Source organism: Petralouisia sp. (genome assembly GCF_056822245.1).
On sequence record NZ_JBQIOP010000010.1, the window covers coordinates 72,216 to 89,668 of the forward strand.

The window sequence follows — 17,453 nt, forward strand, 5'->3', positions numbered from 1 at the left end:
GAATGACAAGCAGCAAAATATCCCAGATGGCGGCATTGATGCGGGCTTCAGAACTGACAGGGGCCCAGAAGAATCCCAAGCAGGAAAACAGCCCTGTATTCGGAAGCCTGCTGAATCAGACTTCCGGCGGGAAGAAGGATGCAAATGCCTGGAATGGGAGCATCATTCAGCCGCCGAAGGCAGGATGGAACAATCAGGAGGCTTTTGTAAAGGAGACAACCGGGAACAGCTTTAAGGAAAATACCATTGCTCAGAATCATGCCGGAGACGTCCAGAACAAATTGCCGGAGGATACCCAGGAGAAGCTGGAGGCTTTTGAAGATAAGGTTACAGAAACGGTAGCGGAAGAACTGGGTGTGACAGAAGAGGAAGTCAGAGAAGCCATGGAAGCCATGGGAATGACAGTACTGGATTTGACCGATCCTTCCAAACTGGCAAATCTGGTTATGGAACTGACTGGAAGCGAAGATATCGGCTCTTTGCTGTTAAGTGAAGATTTTCAGCAGATTTTCGGAGAGATCAGGGATTTGACCCAGGAACTGGCAGCACAGTTGGAGCTTGCGCCGGAGGAACTGCCCCAGGTAATGGAACAGTTAGAGACCATGCTTACCGCAGATTCTGAGGAACTGCCGGAAGAATTGCAGAATCAGCCTCTTCAGCCGGAACAGGAAGCGCAGATAGCAGAGACTGCTGAAAAAACAATGGAAAACAGCGGGGAGGTATTGCAGAACATATCTGCCGAAGCTGCAGGTTCAGATCAGAAAGTGAAAGAGATGAATGGCCAGGAACATGGAGCAGAAGCTGATACCGCAGAAGAACCGGAGCAGGACCAGCAGATTCAGAAATCAGAAGTGCAAAATCAGACGGATTCTGAATCCTACAGCCAGAAAGACTCCTCTGAGAAGTCCTTGTCAGATACCGGACAGGGAGCAAAAACAACAGAAAAGTCAGACAGTCCCCAACATCATGTCACTTACCAGACCACCACTCAGACGGTGAATCAGGGACAGGCATTGGAAGTAACCCAGACCGTTGTCCAGACCAGAATAGACGTGGAAGATATTATGCGTCAGGTCAGTCATATGACGCGGGTGATGGTAAGCCAGGCAGAATCTTCCATTGAGATGCAGCTGAATCCGGCCAATCTGGGAAAAGTTTATTTGCAGGTAATTTCCAGAGAGGGAGTAATTACAGCTCAGATCGCTGCCCAGAATGAAGCAGTAAAAGAAGCTCTGGAAAGCCAGGTTGTTATGTTAAAAGAAAACATGAATCAGCAGGGCATGAAGGTGGAGGCCATTGAGGTAACCATTGCAAGCCATGAGTTTGAACGCAACCTGGAGCAGAATCAGCAGAATATGCCGGGAGAGCAGCAGGAATCAGATTCCCGGAAATCTTCCCGAAGAAATATCAACCTTAACAGTCAGGAAGAATTAGAAGGCGGATTCTCAGAAGAAGAAAATCTTGCGGCAAAGATTATGGCAGAACAGGGCAACAGTATGGATTTGACAGCTTAAGAAAGGAGATTTCTATGGCAGTTACAGTACCAGTACAAAATGGTGAAGTTGTAAATGGCTATGACCCTGCGAAAGAAGCAGAGGAAGCCAAGAAAGAGCGAAGCGGCGGCGCATTGGGCAAAGAGGCATTTCTGCAACTTTTGGTGGCGCAGATGAAGTATCAGGACCCTCTGGAGCCAACTTCCAATACAGAGTATATTTCCCAGCTTGCTACGTTTTCATCCTTAGAGGAAATGCAGAATATGCGCGCTTCTCTGGAGGCAAATCAGGCAACCAGTCTGGTGGGTAAAACCGTAATTATGGCAATTGACGTCAGCGGCCAGACACAATATATATCAGGAAGAGTAGATCAGGTAAGGAAAGAAGGAAGTAAAATCTATCTGTCCATTGATGATTCCTGGTACAACATTGATGATTTGGACACGGTAGTAGATGATGAATATCTGGAGGCAACTCTGATTGCAGAAGATTTTGCAGAAGAAATCGGCAAGATGCCAGATCCCAGTAAGCTGCTTATTTCAGATAAAGAAAAGCTGGCAGCGATTACGGCGGCATATAACAGTCTTACTGCGTATCAGCAGGCGCATATTAAACGATATTGCAAAGATGCCTATGCGAAATTTGAGAGTCTGGTAAAGAAAATGAACGAACTGAGTCCGCCAGCAACAGACAAACCAGACGGCTCCGAAGACAAGGATGATACCACTACCGAGGGAACCGGAGGCACAGAAGGCGGCGGTACCGAAGGTGGCAGCACCGAGGGCACAGAAGGCGGCAGCACAAAATAATCAGTCAGCAGTTCAGGTAGCACGAAGGACGGCAGGGAAGCTTAAGAACGGAGAGATACCATGAATAAAATTTCAAATCAATTCTCTTCCATTGAACAGGTTACAGAACAGTACCTGAAAAAAAGCAGTCAGGGATTGACGGCTCCGGAAGGAGAATTGTCCTTTGGTGATATATTAAAACAAAAGCAATCGGTGAGCGGCAGTTCTGCGCTGAAATTTTCCAAGCATGCTTCCATGCGCTTGCAGAGCAGGAACATAGAGCTTTCCACAGAACAGAAGGAACGCTTAGAGACAGGGGCAGAAAAAGCAGAAGCTAAGGGAATGCGGGAATCCCTTGTGATTGTAGATTCCTATTCTTTTATTGTGAATGTGCCCAATAAGACAGTAGTTACAGCAATGGATCAGACAGAGTCTGAAGACAATGTATATACAAATATCGACGGAGCCGTAATTATCTAGCCGGACCGAAGCAGGAGGCAGAAGGCCCTGGAATGACAGAAGGGGTCTCGCGGCAGTCAAGAATCAGGAGGTCATTTCGTTATGATGAGAGCATTGTATTCTGGTGTGTCAGGATTAAAGACACATCAGCAGAAGATGGATGTAATTGGTAATAATATTGCAAACGTAAATACCGTTGCTTTTAAATCATCCAGTACAACATTCAGTGAGATTATGTATCAGAATATGTCCGGTGCGTCCGGCGCAACCGCTACCAAAGGCGGCGTCAATGCCAAGCAGATCGGTCTTGGCGTTACCACAGGTTCCACATCTATCAATATCAGTTCTCCCGGAGCAACTCAGACAACCGGAGACGGCTGGGACCTGAAAATCACCGGAGACAGTTTCTTTATTGTAAATAACGGTTCTGAGAACCTCTTTACCAAGGCAGGGGCGTTCTACATTGACGGAGCAGGCAACCTTGCCACCAAAGCGACAGGATATACAGTAATGGGATGGCAGGTAGATCCAGCGACTGGAACCATCCGTAAGGATACCGTATCCGCATTGAAGATTATGACAGAAGAGAATATGACTTCTCCGCCTGAGGCAACTACAGAGGCAACCTGCAGCGGCGTTCTGGATTCCACCAATAAGCAGGCTAATTCTGACGGCGGATATGTATTGTCCCTGAATTTCTATGATGCTTTGGGATATAACTATACAGCTAAATTTGCTGTAAAAACGATTGATCCGGATGCAAAGACATATTCTGTTGAATTGTCGGATATTGTGGATTCCACCAACCGTTCTATACTGAATGAATATGCTGCGCGGAATAATCTGGATTTAAACACGGCAAAAGCAAATCTTTTTGGAGATGCAGCCGCAGGCGGAACAGGTACGGCGGTGACCAGAACCTTTAAGTTGCAGCCGGGATTTACCTATGAGAACGGCGTAATTCGGGATAAAGATAACGTTGAATTAAACTATGATGCTGCTACCGGCACCTATACCAATGGCGGCGCCATCAGCTATTCTGTTACAGATGTATTTGGGCTTACCGGCAGTCAGCTGGACAATTTTAATCCTGCAAATATCCAACAGGTAGGTACTTCTGCAGAATATACCTATACAGAAAACATTGTAGGATATCAGTTAGCTTTTAATCCGGGCGGAACCAATGCCGGTACCTTCAACTATATCGGCTCACAGGGAAACAACAGCGTATCCTTTAATATGGGCGCTCTTGGCACACAATTCCAGAATATCAATGTTGATTTTAGCCAGACAACATGTTACGATAATGCAGGAAGCTGTACCATGGATCTGTTAAAGGGAGCAACCGATAAGACTACCGGCACCGGTAAGAAGCTGGGAGACCTGACCGGACTGGAGGTACGTCAGGACGGACAGATCTTCGGAAGCTATGACAACGGCAACACCGTATTGCTGGGACAGATTGCAGTGGCAGTGTTTGCCAATCCTTCCGGTTTGGAGAAACTGGGAGACAACTGCTACCGTACCACACTGAACTCCGGTGAGTTCGATGGAATCGGTCAGGATATCACCGCAGACGGCGGTAAGATGGACAGCGGTGTTCTGGAAATGTCCAATGTAGACCTTTCTACAGAATTTACAGAGATGATTACCACTCAGAGGGGATTCCAGGCAAATTCCAGAATTATCACAACTTCCGATACTCTGTTGGAAGAACTGGTAAACCTGAAACGGTAATTGAATCTGCAGACTGAATGAGCAGTCATCAGAATTAAGATGCCGAATATAGAAAACGGCGGTCAGAATTGAGACGCCGGGGACGATGCGGCATAAAATAATATTGGGGGACTGTATTATATAGTTCCCCAATCTACTGTGAGGTGAAGCTCCATGATAGAAGTTACAAAACTAAATGGTTCAACGGTGCTTGTCAATGCGGAATTAATTGAAAGCGTGGAGGAAACACCGGATACTGTCCTTTCTTTTGTAACTGGGAAGAAATTAATTGTAAAAGAAAGTAGACAAGAGATAAAAAATTTAGTAATATTATACAAGAGAGAATTTGTAACGACCGGTCTTCCCTGGTTGGAGAAAGAATAGCTTATGAAATCTTATTCCATAAGCATGAATTACGGATAGAATATATTTCATGGATGAAAAGGGCAGGTGGCTAAAGTGGATATAGCGTCTATATTGGGAATTATACTTGGAATTGTGTTGTTTGTGTATGGAGTAATCGTTGGTGGAGGTGACCTCCTTAGAGACTTCTGGGATGTGCCTTCCGTTGTCATTACCATCGGAGGTTCTCTGGCTGGTGTGCTTGCATCCCACAAACTTTCGGATTTTATTAATGGTTTGAAATCCATTACGCTGACGTTTAAAGATGCCAAGTCAGATGTAAGCGAAGTAATTAAGAATATTATTGATTTGTCAAATATTGCGAGGAAGGAAGGCCTTCTGGCATTGGAAGAAGCGGCCAACGGCATTGAGGATGAATTCCTGAAAAAAGGCGTTATGCTTGTCGTTGACGGCACAGACCCGGAATTAGTCCGGGGGATTATGGAAGCTGATTTAATCAGTGTGGAGGAACGCCACAATGTGAATATCGGGTTCTGGAAAGCCTGGGAAGGTTTAGGCCCTGCCTGGGGTATGATCGGAACGCTGGTTGGTTTGATTAACATGTTGGCAAAGTTGGATGACCCTTCAACCGTAGGACCGTCCATGTCAGTTGCATTGATTACCACATTATATGGTTCTCTGATTGCGAACTGGCTCTGTAACCCTACAGCGGCGAAGCTGAAGGTGAATAATGACGAAGAAATCAGAATCAAGGAAATTACCGTGGAAGGGCTGCTGTCGATTCAGGCAGGCGAGAACCCCCGTGTAATCGAAGAAAAGTTAAAATCTTTCCTGTCTCCGAAGATGCGTGAAGGCATGACGGATCAGGGCGGAGGTGAAGAATAGTGGCAAAGAAGAAGAAAAAGGATTCCGGCGGCGGAGCAGCCAACTGGATGAATACCTTCGCGGACTTGATGAATCTCCTGCTTTGCTTTTTCGTGCTTCTGTTCTCCATGTCTTCTGTGGATGCAGATAAATTCGAAGCGTTGGTCCAGTCTCTGGAACACAGCTTCAGCATTCTGCCCCAGGGAGGTTCTTCCATTGGAGACGGACAAATGGTGGCGGCCGGCGTGAATCAGCTCCAGTTGTTGGATCAGTATTATCTGGAAGCTGCCAACTCCAAAAGCGAAGAAGAGGGAGAGGACAACGAGTCAGAAGAACAGAATCCGGAAGAGGCATTGAAACAGGAAATGGCAGAAGCCGGTTTGAAAGAATCGGAAGAAATGGCGGAGCAGATTGAGAAGATGTTGGAAGAGCAGAGAATTGGCGATCAGGTGGAAATAGATTCCAACGCTCAGTTTGTGCGTGTCACCTTGAATGGTGCGCTGCTGTTTGATTCCGGCCAGTCAAAGATACGGGAAGATGCGCTTCCGCTTGTGGATAAATTATCATTAATTTTGGAAAATTATGACAGCAGTCTGATTGATATAGAGGGGCATACCGATAATGTGCCCATAAGCAACGAACAGTATGAAAATAATGATGTATTATCTGCTTACCGCGCATTTGCGGTGAAGAATTATGTTTTAGAAAAGACTGCTCTGGAAGCGGGGAAAATCAATGCAACCGGATGCGGCGAATATAATCCTGTGGCAGATAATGGAACGCCTGAGGGACGGGCAAGGAACCGGAGGGTGGAAATTAAAATATACAATTCGTATAATTCAAATTAGAAAGGAAAGACAGCAATGAAAAAAAATCTAATGAGTGTTTTAATTTTGGCACTGGTACTTGCGAATCTGGTTTTAACGGCGATCCTGATGATTTCCGTTGTGCCTCAGACAAAGAAAGCAAATGAACTGATTACAAAAGTATGTTCCGCCATTGACCTGGAATTAGAAGGCGGCAAAGATAATTCTGCTTTGAATATTCCTATGGAGCGGATAGAAACGGTCAGTCTTAACGAAGGTCAGACTATGACCATTAATTTAAAAACAGGAGATGACGGAGAAGAGCATCATGCAGTGATTTCCGTGTCTCTTGCGTTGGATAATAAAAGCGACGGATATAAAACTTACGGGCCGGATGGAATTTCCGCCAAGGCCGATTTGATTCAAGATGAAGTTAATAAGATTGTGGGAAGCCATACCATTGAAGAAATGAGAGAGAGCCAGTCAGATGTGCAGGATGAGATATTAGGCCGTCTTCGCCGGATGTTTGATTCTGATTTTATTGTAAGTGTAGCATTTCCTACTTATACTTATGAATAAAAACAGCTTATACAAATCAGAGAATTACAAGATAAATGTCAGGTGGTGAGAGAGGATGGGCGAGGTCTTATCGCAAAATGAGATAGACAGTCTGCTGAGTGCCTTAAGTAATGGCGAACTGGATGCGGATGAGATTAAGGACACGGGAGAGAAACAGGTAAAGGATTATGATTTTGCGCGGCCTGCGAAGTTTTCCAAAGAACATCTCAGAACGATGGAGATTATATTTGAACATTATGGACGGCTTTTGTCAACGAATCTTCCGGCGTATCTGAGAAAGAACATACAAATCGAAGTAATGAATTCGGAGGCAGTTACATATTCGGAATTTTCTAATTCCCTGACAAATCCGGTGCTTCTGGGAATCGTAAACTTTGCGCCGATGCCGGGCAGCATCATTATAGACCTGGCATCGAATCTGGGTTATGCCATGGTGGATCGTATGTTGGGCGGTGAAGGCGTTCCTCTGGAGCGGAGCCGTGATTTTTCAGAAATTGAACTGCTGATTATTGAACGTATTATGAATGTATGTATCAATCTGCTCAGAGAACCCTGGGAGAATGTAACTGAGATTCATCCGAGGCTGGAGCGGATTGAGACGAATTCTCAGTTTGCACAGTTTATTTCTCCCGGTGAGATGATTGCTATTATTACAATCAATATGAAAATCGGTGATGTGGAAGGTATGATGAATATTTGTCTGCCGTATATGACATTGGAAGATGTCATGGACAAATTAAATACGAAATACTGGTTTTCTACCATGCAGGCACGGGGAGAACAGGAATATACGGAAATTATTGAATCAGTTATTTCCAAAGCTCCTATGCCGATTAAGGCAGTGTTAGGCAAAAGCGTAATTTCTGTCAATGATTTTATAAATCTTCAGGTTGGAGATATCATTCGTTTAGATAGAAAAGTAGAAGATGAACTGGATGTATATATTGGAAATATCAAAAAGTTTACTGCTTTGCCTGGTGCATCTGGCGATCTGTATGCAGTAAGAGTTACATCAGTAATCAGAGAGGAGCAGTGACGTTATGGATGGAATGGATGGAGTTTTATCACAGGAAGAGATTAGCGCTCTGTTGAATGATGATTCCGGAATGGACGCAATCAACGGAGCCGATGGCTTGGATGACCTGACGCCGGATGAAATTGACGCGATAGGCGAGATTTCCAATATCAGTATGGGAACGGCAGCCACAACGCTGTTTTCACTGGTTAACCGGAAAGTGGATATTTCCACACCAGTGGTAACATTTGCTAATTGGGACGATATTGTCGAATCCTATGAAAGACCCTGCGTGTTTATCAGAATTGCCTACACCGTAGGCTTGGACGGAAGCAATCTTTTGGTTTTGAAAGAGCAGGATGTTAAGATTATCACAGATTTGATGATGGGCGGAGACGGCACAAATCTGGAGGGAGAACTGGGAGAACTTCACTTAAGCGCAATCAGTGAAGCAATGAACCAGATGATGGGAAGCGCGGCCACTTCTCTGTCATCGATGTTAAATAAGATGATTGACATCAGCCCTCCTTCTGCGGAGCTGGTGGATTTAAAAGATACCATAAGCGGGGAAGAAATTGATGAATTTTTGAGCGGCCGTTTTGTCAAGATTTCATTTAAAATGGAAATCGGAGATTTGGTGAACAGTGAAATTATGCAGCTGTATCCGTTTTCCTTTGCCAAGGAAATGTGTTCCAGCGTGGCAACTAATATGGAAGCGGACGTTTCCGCTACACCGGCAGATACAGCGCCGGCTCCTCAGCCTGCACCGATGTCTCAGCCTGCGCCTGCGCCGCAGATGGGCGGTCAGCCGATGATGCAGCAGCCGCAGATGGGCGGTCAGCCGATGATGCAGCAGCCGATGATGGGTCAGCCAATGATGGGAATGCCCATGAGTGATATGTCTCAAATGTATGCCCAACAGCCTGTAAATGTGCAGCCGGCCCAATTCCAGGCATTTGCAGGAGATTTTAATCCCATTACGCAGCAGGAAAATATTGGGTTAATTATGGATGTTCCGCTTGATGTTACAGTGGAACTTGGAAGAACCAGTAAATCAATTCATGATATTCTGGAATTTGCTCCAGGCACAATCATTGAGTTAAACAAGATTGCCGGGGAGCCCATTGACGTGTTGGTTAATGGTAAATATGTAGCCAAAGGCGAAGTCGTAGTACTGGAAGAAAGCTTTGGTGTGCGTATTACCGAAATAATAAATAACTAAGAAAACAAATAATTTAAAGTGATATCAAGGAGAAGAAGACATGGCAAAGAATATTTTAATTTGTGATGATGCAGCTTTTATGAGAATGATGATCAAGGACATTCTTACCAAGAATGGCTACAATATTGCAGGAGAAGCTGAGAACGGACTGAAAGCAGTAGAGAAGTACAATGAAACAAAACCGGATCTGGTATTGATGGATATTACCATGCCGGAAATGGATGGAATTCAGGCGTTAAAGCAGATTAAATCTACCGACCCTTCTGCATGTGTGATTATGTGTTCTGCAATGGGACAGCAGGCAATGGTAATTGAAGCAATTCAGTCCGGAGCAAAAGACTTTATCGTGAAGCCTTTCCAGGCAGAACGTGTGTTAGAGGCTGTAAAAAAAGTAGTTGGATAATATGGTTTTACTGGAAATTTCCTCAGGATGGGAGAGTTTTTTCCAACTGATTGGTACATTGTTGATTTTCCTGTTTGTGCTGGTGCTTACGTATCTGGCTACAAAATGGATTGCAGGCTACCAGCAGGGGATCACCTTTCAAAAAAATATACAGGTCATTGAGACATTTCGGGTAAACAATAATAAGTTTATTCAGATTATTCAGGTTGGAAAAAAATATCTGGTTATTTCCGTGTGCAAAGATACAATAAATGTCTTAACGGAATTAACGGAAGAGCAATTGACGTACTTTCCTTCTGCAGAAGATCGGAAAGAAGTTAATTTGAATGAGAGTTTTCAGGAGATATTAGAGAACTTGAAGAAAAAAATTCCCAGGAAGTAGGAAAGCGCAATGAAAAAACTGAAAAAAATATACTGCAGGACTTCCTTTGCCTTTGGAACAATGACGTTGATAATTGCCCTGTTTCTGATGTTCGGTCAAAGTGCATATGCAACTGGGACGAATACCAACCAGGATGAGACAGACGAGACACGACGGGAGATAGGCGAACTGAATCCGCCGAATACGCAGCCGGCGCAGCGGGGCACAACGAACGGCCTTACTTTCAGTTGGAATAATGAAGAAGGCAATTTGTCTGCTAATATTCGGATTCTGCTGGTGCTGACTGTAATTTCACTGGCGCCGTCTATTCTGGTTATGCTCACGTCCTTCACAAGAATTATTATTGTCTTGCATTTTGTAAGGACTGCTGTTGGAACCCAGACGGTACCGCCGAATCAGGTGATGGTGGGGCTTGCGTTGTTTTTAACAATGTTTATTATGAATCCGGTATTTTCTGAAATTAACGAAACTGTGATTCAGCCTTTGGAAGCCAATGAGATTAATCAGGAAGAAGCGCTGGAGAGGGTTGAAGCTCCAATCCGGAGATTTATGTATAAGGAAATGCAGCGAAAGGATTTAAAGCTGTTTTGCGATATTGCAGAGATTGATATGACGGGAATGGATTTAAGTGAACCGGAGACGTTAGAGCCGATTCCCATGAATGTGGTAATTCCGGCTTTTATTATCAGTGAACTGCGGACGGCTTTTATTATTGGTTTCCTGATTTATATTCCATTTATTGTGATTGATATGGTGGTTGCGTCCGTATTGATGTCTATGGGTATGATGATGCTGCCGCCTACGACAATTTCCATGCCTTTTAAAATCCTGCTTTTTGTGTTGGCAGATGGATGGGATCTTTTGATCGGCAGTCTGGTTAAAACATTTCATTGAGTAACAACCACTTGTGGAAACAAGTGGTTGCAGAGTGTAGAGGTAAGAACAGATGATTACAGAAGGACAGGTATTGGATATTGCGAGAGAAGCATTGTTTTTGATTATCAAGGTATCCACGCCTTTGCTATTGATTTCATTGATTATAGGTCTGATTATCAGTATTTTTCAGACAGTTACTTCCATTCAGGAACAGACGCTTACGTTTGTGCCCAAGATTCTTGTGGTCTTTTTGGGTATGATGCTGTTAGGCGGATGGATTTTGGAAAATCTGACAGGCTTTATGACTGAATTGTGGAGTAATTTTGGCCTGTATCTGCGTTAGGTTGAGACAGTATGATAAACTATGAGTTTACATTATATACATTTGAATATTTTTTGATGATATTGGTAAGGGTTGCGTCATTTGTCTTTATTGCTCCGTTTTTTGGAATGAATAATACCCCGGCTCGGGTAAAGATTGGAGTATCAGCATTTCTTGCGCTGATTTTGTACCAGATTATTTTACCCAAAGAAGTTTTGGAATATTCCGGAGTAATTGAATTTGCCATCATCGTTCTGAAAGAAGGAATTACAGGTCTGCTCATTGGTTTTGCGGCAAATATTTGTAATTCCATTATTGTGTTTTCAGGCAAAGTGATCGATATGGAAATCGGGCTTGCCATGGCGAACATTTACGATCCTACTACCCATTCTCAGTCAGGACTTACCGGAACCATGTATAATTATTTTATAATGATGCTTCTGATTGCAACGGATATGCATCATTATATTTTACGGGCGCTTGTTGATACTTACCAGATTATTCCGGTAAATGAGACGGTGTTTGACTGGAACCATCTGATGGGAACCATGACCATGTATGTGTCAGATTTGATGGTAATTGGATTTCGTATTGTACTTCCCATTTTTGCAACCAGTATGATACTGAACTGTATTCTGGGAATTATGGCAAAAGTGGCTCCCCAGATGAATATGTTTGCAGTGGGAATGCAGCTTAAGATTCTGATTGGTTTTTCCATTATGTTTATAACGATTGTGCTGCTCCCGGATATTTCGAATTTTATATTCAGGGAAATGAAGAGAATGATTGTTTCTGTTATTGAAGGAATGTATTGAAATTGAGAGAAAAGTCTTGTTTTTATATGGAATATAATCTGCAGTGGTTTGCGAAAGAAGGAAACGGCGGAGAAAAGACAGAACCTGCCACATCCAAGAAGCTGCAGGATGCCAGAAATGAAGGACAGGTAGCCAAAAGCCAGGAATTAAACAGCGCTTTGAGCCTGATTGCGTTATTTGTAACTTTGAAACTGTTTATTTCCTATATTGGGGAAAGTTTGCTTCAAAGTTTTCCGGCATTGTACCGCAAAATTCCGGATGTAATAGATGAAAGCATCGGAGGCATGTCAGTGAAACTGGCGGTGACAGTGATAAATAATACCCTTGGAACCATTGTGAAGATTTTGCTGCCGGTATTTTTAATTGGGTATTCTGTTGCATTGCTGACGAATATTGTCCAGGTTGGATGGAAGGTGACGGCCAAGCCCATGAAGCCCAAGTTCAGCAAACTGAATCCTTTAAGCGGCTTTAAAAGAATTTTTTCCAAGGATTCCCTGTTTGAATTGCTGAAATCTATTGCTAAAATAAGCTTGATTATTTATGTGGCGTATACGGCCATCAGAGATCATCAGAATGAACTGTTTCTGGTCTATGATATTCCTCTGCTGCAGGTGATTTTACTGGTAGGCTCCATCGCAATTGATGCAGGGCTGAAAATCAGCCTGGTATATCTGCTGGTGGCAATTGCAGACTGGTTTTATCAGAAGCACAAGTTCAAAGAAGACATGAAGATGACCAAGCAGGAAGTAAAAGATGAATATAAGAATACAGAAGGAAATCCCGAGATTAAGGGACGTCAGCGTTCCAGAATGAGAGAAGCCTCTCAGCGGCGCATGATGCAGAGCCTTCCCAGTGCAGATGTGGTAATTACCAACCCTACCCATTATGCAGTGGCAATCAAATACGATGCCAGCCAGTATTCCGCTCCTGTTGTAGTTGCAAAGGGAGAAGATTATCTTGCCATGAAGATTAAGGAAGCGGCAAAAGAGCATCAGATAGAAATTGTAGAAAATAAGCCTCTGGCGCGAATGCTTTATGCCAACGTAGATGTTGGGGAAGAAGTGCCGCCGGAATTGTATCAGGCAGTGGCGGAAGTGCTTGCTTTTGTATACAGCCTGAGAGAAAATAGATAAATTGCAGGAGTAAACAACGAAAGGAGAAATCAGCATGAAGAAGGCAGATATGGGAATTGCGCTGTATTTACTGGCGGCAATTATATTCTTTATTGTTCCAATTCCTTCTATTCTATTAGATATCATGCTGGCATTTAACATATCCATTGCGTTGGTGATATTGATGAATGCCTTGTTTGTAAAAGAAGTACTGGATATGTCATTTTTCCCAACTTTGCTTTTGTTTACTACAATTTTCCGAATTTCATTGAACGTTTCTTCCACACGTTTGATTTTGAATACAGGAGATCCGGGAAACGTAGTGCGTACCTTTGGACAGTTCGTAGGCGGAAATGATCTGATTATCGGCGCTATTATTTTCGTAGTTATGATTTTAATCCAGTTAATTGTAATCAACAAAGGTTCTGAGCGTGTATCGGAAGTAACCGCAAGGTTTACCTTAGACGCCATGCCCGGAAAACAGATGGCAATTGATGCGGATTTGAATACAGGAACCATCAATGAGAAGCAGGCAAGAGAACGGCGGGAGAAGATTCAGCAGGAATCCAGCTTTTTCGGCGCCATGGACGGTGCTACCAAGTATGTAAAGGGAGATGCTACGGTAGGTATTGTCGTCACATTGATTAACCTGGTAGGCGGTATTGCCATGGGAATGACCCGTCAGAGCCTTGAAATCGGAGACGCCCTGAATCAATACGGAATTCTTACCATTGGTGACGGCCTTGTCAGCCAGATTCCGTCGTTGCTGATTTCACTGGCAACCGGTATTCTGGTAACGAAAGCATCTAAAGAAGCAGATTTCAGCGATTTGCTGATCCGGCAGTTGTTTGGAATTCCCAAGGTATTGTATATTGTGGGCGCAGTTTTAATTTTCCTGGGACTGGCGACGCCTTTGGACTGGCGACTCTTTGTTCCCCTTGGAATTGCATTTCTGATTGCAGGCAGAAGCATGGAAACCAGTCTTGGTGTTGAAGCCATTGAAGAAGAAGTGGATATGGCAGAGGAGCAGGCGGAGGAGATCCGAAGGCCAGAGAATGTGGTATCTCTGCTGCAGGTAGATCCCATTGAGCTGGAATTTGGATACGGTATTATTCCCCTGGCGGATGTGAACCAGGGCGGCGACCTGTTGGATCGTGTGGTTATGATCCGAAGGCAGATTGCGTTGGAACTCGGTACTGTGGTGCCGATTATCCGTCTCAGGGATAACATACAGCTGAACCCCAATCAGTACATCATTAAGATCAAGGGGATTCAGGTAACAGAAGGAGAGATTTTATTTGACCACTATATGGCAATGAATCCCGGATTTGTGGAAGAAGAGATTTCCGGTATCCCGACCTTTGAGCCTTCCTTCCATCTGCCGGCCCTCTGGATTACGGAGAGTCAGCGGGAACGTGCGGAAAGCCTGGGATATACGGTAGTTGATCCGCCGTCCATCATTGCAACCCATTTGACGGAAGTAATCCGGATGCATATTGATGAGCTGCTGTCCCGTCAGGATGTACAGAATCTTGTCAATAATATCAAGGAGACTAACCCAACCCTTGTGGATGAGCTGATACCGAAGCTGCTTGGAATTGGAGAGATTCAGAAAGTGCTGCAGAATTTGCTGCGGGAAGGAATTTCCATTCGGGATTTGCTTACAATTTTTGAAACTATGGCAGATCATGCAGCCACCACCAGGGATACGGATGTGCTGACAGAATATGCAAGGCAGAGTCTGAAGCGGGCGATTTCCAGCAAATATTTTCCGGCAAATGAGGTTACCAGCGTAATTACCTTAGATCCTAAACTGGAGCAGGAGATTATGGGATCTGTCAAACAGACGGAACAGGGCGCATATCTGACTCTGGACCCGGAGAAAACCAAAGCCATTATGGCGTCGTTGGAAACAGAAATTGCCAAGCTGGAAAATCTCGGCAAAAATGCGATTATTATCACATCGCCGATTGTGCGTATGTATTTTAAGAAATTGACAGAAGATTATTTCAGAGACTTAATCGTTGTTTCTTATAATGAAGTTGAATCCAACGTAGAATTACAATCAGTAGGGATGGTGAGCCTTTCATGACGATAAAGAAATTTCAGGGAAGAACAGAAGAAGAAGCCACTGCAAAGGCAAAAGAAGAATTCGGCCCCCAGACAGTGATTATGAATGTGAAGGAAGTGAAACCCAAAGGGTTTCTCCGTTCTTTTAAAACTTCTGTTTTTGAAGTGACGGCGGCGATTGAGGAAATGGAACAGCCCTCAGCAGCTAAGATTCCGGCGCCTTTGCCGCCGGCGCCGGGAAATATCAATATAGCGGCGGATGAGCCTATTGCCATCCCAAAGCCGGAACCGATGAAAGAAATGTTTGCTTCGGTGGAAAATACCTGGGCCTCCTCGATGGGAGTGCAGCCACAGATACCGAATACGGAAGAGAAGAAAAAAGAAAATGCGGTGGAGAATAATCTGGAAGAAAAGTTAGAAAGCCTGCAGTCGCTGTTAGAGGAAAAATTGTCGCCCCAGCAGCCGGAGGAACTGCCGAAGGAGGCTCCTGTGGATGAGAATTTTAAGTTTATAAAAATGATTTACAGTATTTTGTTAGATAACGAAGTAGATGAAAAGTATGTCAACCAGATTATGGATGAAGTGGAAAAAGTAATGAAAGGAGGCGCCAGTGTAGACCTGATTCTGTCCAGTATTTATCAGAAAATGATTTTGAAGTTTGGACAGCCTCAGCCAGTGGAACTGTCGGAACGCAAACCCAAGGTAGTCTTTTTTATCGGTCCTACCGGAGTGGGCAAAACCACAACAATTGCCAAAATTGCATCGCGGTTCAAGATGGAAAAAGGGAAAAAAGTTGCGCTTTTTACCGCAGATACTTACCGTATTGCGGCGGCAGAACAGCTTAGGACTTATGCGAATATCATGGATACTCCGTTAAATATCGTGTATTCTTCGGAAGAATTAAATGAAGAAATTAAGAAATCAGAAGAATATGATTTGGTGTTGATTGATACGGCAGGGTTTTCCCACAAAAATGAGGAACAGCGAAATGAAACAAAAGAATTGATTGACAGGATACCGGGAGAATATCAGAAAGAAGTATATCTGGTCTTGAGTGCAACTACCAAATACCGGGATCTGATTGATATTGCAGATATTTACAAAAAGAACTTCCAGTTTAAGTTAATATTTACCAAGCTGGATGAAACCAGTTGTTATGGAAATATCCTGAACATGAAGCTTTATACCGGGGCAGACTTGTCTTATTCTACTTATGGCCAGAACGTTCCGGAGGATATTGAAATCTTTAATACGCAGAAAATTGTAAAACATCTGCTTGGAGGAAAATAAGTATGGACCAGGCAGAACAGTTAAGAAACATTGTGAAGAAAAATCAGCAGTCCGCACCAAAGGCGCGCATTTTTACTGTTACCAGTGGAAAAGGCGGTGTGGGCAAATCGAATGTAGTGGTAAATCTGGCAGTGCATATGCAGAGACTTGGAAAAAAAGTCATTATCTTTGATGCCGATTTAGGGCTTGCAAATGTGGAAATCATGTTTGGCGCAATTCCGAAATATAATTTAAGTGATTTGATTTACCGCGGAAAGACCATACAGGAGATTATTACCCCGGGACCTATGGATATTGGATTTATATCCGGCGGTTCAGGAATTACGGGCGTTAACAATTTGTCGAAAGAAAAATTAAAATTTCTGGTGCATAACTTATCAGAATTAGATGATCTTGCTGATATTATTCTGATAGATACCGGCGCCGGAATCTCAGATCATGTGTTGGAATTTGTGATGGCCAGTCCTGAAATCCTGCTGCTTGCCACCTCAGAACCAAGTTCTCTGACGGATGCATATTCTCTGCTGAAAGCGCTGCACAGGAATCCGGAATTCCGTCAGGCACAGACAAAAATTAAAGTAATCTCTAACCGTGTGGTGTCAGAAGAAGAAGGAATGGGAATTTATGAGAAGCTTAATGCTGTGGTGGGACAATTCCTGAAGGGAAATTTAGAATACCTTGGAATGATTCCCCAGGATTTGGCAATGGAAAAGGCGGTACGTCAGCAGCAGCCGGTAAGTATTCTTTATCCTGAAGCAAAGTCCAGCCGGGCTTTTGAAGTATTGACAGGCAATCTCCTGGATGGGAATACGGTTCCTTTACATGCAAAAAAAGGAATTATGCAGCTGTTTTCCCGCTTTATTTATAGGAGAGGTTAG

At 43.7% G+C, this 17,453-nt stretch carries 19 protein-coding genes; all 19 read left to right on the forward strand.

Annotated elements, in window-relative coordinates:
• Positions 1-2: 2 nt before the first annotated feature.
• Positions 3-1,514: a flagellar hook-length control protein FliK gene (locus ACTO17_RS05940; protein ID WP_482557259.1), complete on the forward strand. Its 1,512-nt coding sequence runs from the start codon at positions 3-5 to the stop codon at positions 1,512-1,514.
• 14 nt (positions 1,515-1,528) lie between these two features.
• A complete protein-coding gene (locus ACTO17_RS05945; protein ID WP_482557260.1) occupies positions 1,529-2,302 on the forward strand; it encodes a flagellar hook capping FlgD N-terminal domain-containing protein in 774 nt (257 codons plus the stop codon).
• Between the two features lie 60 nt (positions 2,303-2,362).
• Positions 2,363-2,761, forward strand: coding sequence for a TIGR02530 family flagellar biosynthesis protein (locus ACTO17_RS05950; protein ID WP_172537543.1), 399 nt, complete (start codon positions 2,363-2,365; stop codon positions 2,759-2,761).
• 81 nt (positions 2,762-2,842) lie between these two features.
• Entirely contained in the window at positions 2,843-4,477 is a 1,635-nt protein-coding gene (locus ACTO17_RS05955) for a flagellar hook protein FlgE (RefSeq protein WP_172537544.1), read from the forward strand.
• A gap of 153 nt (positions 4,478-4,630) precedes the next feature.
• Complete coding sequence (locus tag ACTO17_RS05960) at positions 4,631-4,840, forward strand: flagellar FlbD family protein (protein ID WP_172537545.1); 210 nt, start codon at positions 4,631-4,633, stop codon at positions 4,838-4,840.
• A gap of 75 nt (positions 4,841-4,915) precedes the next feature.
• Positions 4,916-5,704, forward strand: a complete 789-nt coding sequence (locus ACTO17_RS05965) for a motility protein A (RefSeq protein ID WP_172537549.1) — start codon at positions 4,916-4,918, stop codon at positions 5,702-5,704.
• Positions 5,704-6,531 carry an OmpA/MotB family protein gene (locus ACTO17_RS05970; RefSeq protein ID WP_172537546.1) on the forward strand — a complete coding sequence of 276 codons (828 nt, stop codon included), beginning with the start codon at positions 5,704-5,706 and terminating at the stop codon, positions 6,529-6,531. Before ACTO17_RS05965 ends, ACTO17_RS05970 begins: the two co-directional genes overlap by 1 nt.
• 15 nt (positions 6,532-6,546) lie before the next feature.
• A complete protein-coding gene (locus ACTO17_RS05975) occupies positions 6,547-7,068 on the forward strand; it encodes a flagellar basal body-associated FliL family protein (RefSeq protein WP_482557261.1) in 522 nt (173 codons plus the stop codon).
• Between the two features lie 55 nt (positions 7,069-7,123).
• Positions 7,124-8,104: a flagellar motor switch protein FliM gene (gene fliM / locus ACTO17_RS05980; protein ID WP_172537548.1), complete on the forward strand. Its 981-nt coding sequence runs from the start codon at positions 7,124-7,126 to the stop codon at positions 8,102-8,104.
• A gap of 13 nt (positions 8,105-8,117) precedes the next feature.
• A complete protein-coding gene (gene fliY, locus ACTO17_RS05985; RefSeq protein WP_482557272.1) occupies positions 8,118-9,305 on the forward strand; it encodes a flagellar motor switch phosphatase FliY in 1,188 nt (395 codons plus the stop codon).
• Between the two features lie 40 nt (positions 9,306-9,345).
• Positions 9,346-9,708 (forward strand): response regulator, encoded by a 363-nt coding sequence (locus ACTO17_RS05990; protein WP_172535552.1) that lies wholly within the window; start codon positions 9,346-9,348, stop codon positions 9,706-9,708.
• A 1-nt stretch (position 9,709) separates the two neighbouring features.
• Complete coding sequence (locus tag ACTO17_RS05995; protein ID WP_482557262.1) at positions 9,710-10,090, forward strand: flagellar biosynthetic protein FliO; 381 nt, start codon at positions 9,710-9,712, stop codon at positions 10,088-10,090.
• Positions 10,091-10,099: 9 nt separating this feature from the next.
• A complete protein-coding gene (gene fliP / locus ACTO17_RS06000; protein ID WP_482557263.1) occupies positions 10,100-10,984 on the forward strand; it encodes a flagellar type III secretion system pore protein FliP in 885 nt (294 codons plus the stop codon).
• A gap of 52 nt (positions 10,985-11,036) precedes the next feature.
• Positions 11,037-11,309 (forward strand): flagellar biosynthesis protein FliQ, encoded by a 273-nt coding sequence (gene fliQ / locus ACTO17_RS06005; protein ID WP_172535554.1) that lies wholly within the window; start codon positions 11,037-11,039, stop codon positions 11,307-11,309.
• Between the two features lie 11 nt (positions 11,310-11,320).
• Complete coding sequence (gene fliR / locus ACTO17_RS06010) at positions 11,321-12,103, forward strand: flagellar biosynthetic protein FliR (protein ID WP_172535555.1); 783 nt, start codon at positions 11,321-11,323, stop codon at positions 12,101-12,103.
• A gap of 26 nt (positions 12,104-12,129) precedes the next feature.
• Positions 12,130-13,236 carry a flagellar biosynthesis protein FlhB gene (gene flhB, locus ACTO17_RS06015; protein ID WP_172535556.1) on the forward strand — a complete coding sequence of 369 codons (1,107 nt, stop codon included), beginning with the start codon at positions 12,130-12,132 and terminating at the stop codon, positions 13,234-13,236.
• A 34-nt stretch (positions 13,237-13,270) separates the two neighbouring features.
• Positions 13,271-15,307 (forward strand): flagellar biosynthesis protein FlhA, encoded by a 2,037-nt coding sequence (gene flhA / locus ACTO17_RS06020; protein WP_482557264.1) that lies wholly within the window; start codon positions 13,271-13,273, stop codon positions 15,305-15,307.
• Entirely contained in the window at positions 15,304-16,575 is a 1,272-nt protein-coding gene (gene flhF, locus ACTO17_RS06025; protein WP_482557265.1) for a flagellar biosynthesis GTPase FlhF, read from the forward strand. Before flhA ends, flhF begins: the two co-directional genes overlap by 4 nt.
• A 2-nt stretch (positions 16,576-16,577) precedes the next feature.
• Positions 16,578-17,453 carry a MinD/ParA family protein gene (locus ACTO17_RS06030; protein ID WP_482557266.1) on the forward strand — a complete coding sequence of 292 codons (876 nt, stop codon included), beginning with the start codon at positions 16,578-16,580 and terminating at the stop codon, positions 17,451-17,453.

What these genes read in the sequence shown, in the direction of transcription:
- ACTO17_RS05940 (WP_482557259.1), top strand. Translation starts at nt 3, where the DNA reads ATGACAAGCAGCAAAATATCCCAGATGGCGGCATTGATGCGGGCTTCA.
- ACTO17_RS05945 (WP_482557260.1), top strand. Translation starts at nt 1,529, where the DNA reads ATGGCAGTTACAGTACCAGTACAAAATGGTGAAGTTGTAAATGGCTAT.
- ACTO17_RS05950 (WP_172537543.1), top strand. Translation starts at nt 2,363, where the DNA reads ATGAATAAAATTTCAAATCAATTCTCTTCCATTGAACAGGTTACAGAA.
- ACTO17_RS05955 (WP_172537544.1), top strand. Translation starts at nt 2,843, where the DNA reads ATGATGAGAGCATTGTATTCTGGTGTGTCAGGATTAAAGACACATCAG.
- ACTO17_RS05960 (WP_172537545.1), top strand. Translation starts at nt 4,631, where the DNA reads ATGATAGAAGTTACAAAACTAAATGGTTCAACGGTGCTTGTCAATGCG.
- ACTO17_RS05975 (WP_482557261.1), top strand. Translation starts at nt 6,547, where the DNA reads ATGAAAAAAAATCTAATGAGTGTTTTAATTTTGGCACTGGTACTTGCG.
- fliM (WP_172537548.1), top strand. Translation starts at nt 7,124, where the DNA reads ATGGGCGAGGTCTTATCGCAAAATGAGATAGACAGTCTGCTGAGTGCC.
- fliY (WP_482557272.1), top strand. Translation starts at nt 8,118, where the DNA reads ATGGATGGAGTTTTATCACAGGAAGAGATTAGCGCTCTGTTGAATGAT.
- ACTO17_RS05990 (WP_172535552.1), top strand. Translation starts at nt 9,346, where the DNA reads ATGGCAAAGAATATTTTAATTTGTGATGATGCAGCTTTTATGAGAATG.
- ACTO17_RS05995 (WP_482557262.1), top strand. Translation starts at nt 9,710, where the DNA reads ATGGTTTTACTGGAAATTTCCTCAGGATGGGAGAGTTTTTTCCAACTG.
- fliP (WP_482557263.1), top strand. Translation starts at nt 10,100, where the DNA reads ATGAAAAAACTGAAAAAAATATACTGCAGGACTTCCTTTGCCTTTGGA.
- fliQ (WP_172535554.1), top strand. Translation starts at nt 11,037, where the DNA reads ATGATTACAGAAGGACAGGTATTGGATATTGCGAGAGAAGCATTGTTT.
- fliR (WP_172535555.1), top strand. Translation starts at nt 11,321, where the DNA reads ATGATAAACTATGAGTTTACATTATATACATTTGAATATTTTTTGATG.
- flhB (WP_172535556.1), top strand. Translation starts at nt 12,130, where the DNA reads ATGGAATATAATCTGCAGTGGTTTGCGAAAGAAGGAAACGGCGGAGAA.
- flhA (WP_482557264.1), top strand. Translation starts at nt 13,271, where the DNA reads ATGAAGAAGGCAGATATGGGAATTGCGCTGTATTTACTGGCGGCAATT.
- flhF (WP_482557265.1), top strand. Translation starts at nt 15,304, where the DNA reads ATGACGATAAAGAAATTTCAGGGAAGAACAGAAGAAGAAGCCACTGCA.
- ACTO17_RS06030 (WP_482557266.1), top strand. Translation starts at nt 16,578, where the DNA reads ATGGACCAGGCAGAACAGTTAAGAAACATTGTGAAGAAAAATCAGCAG.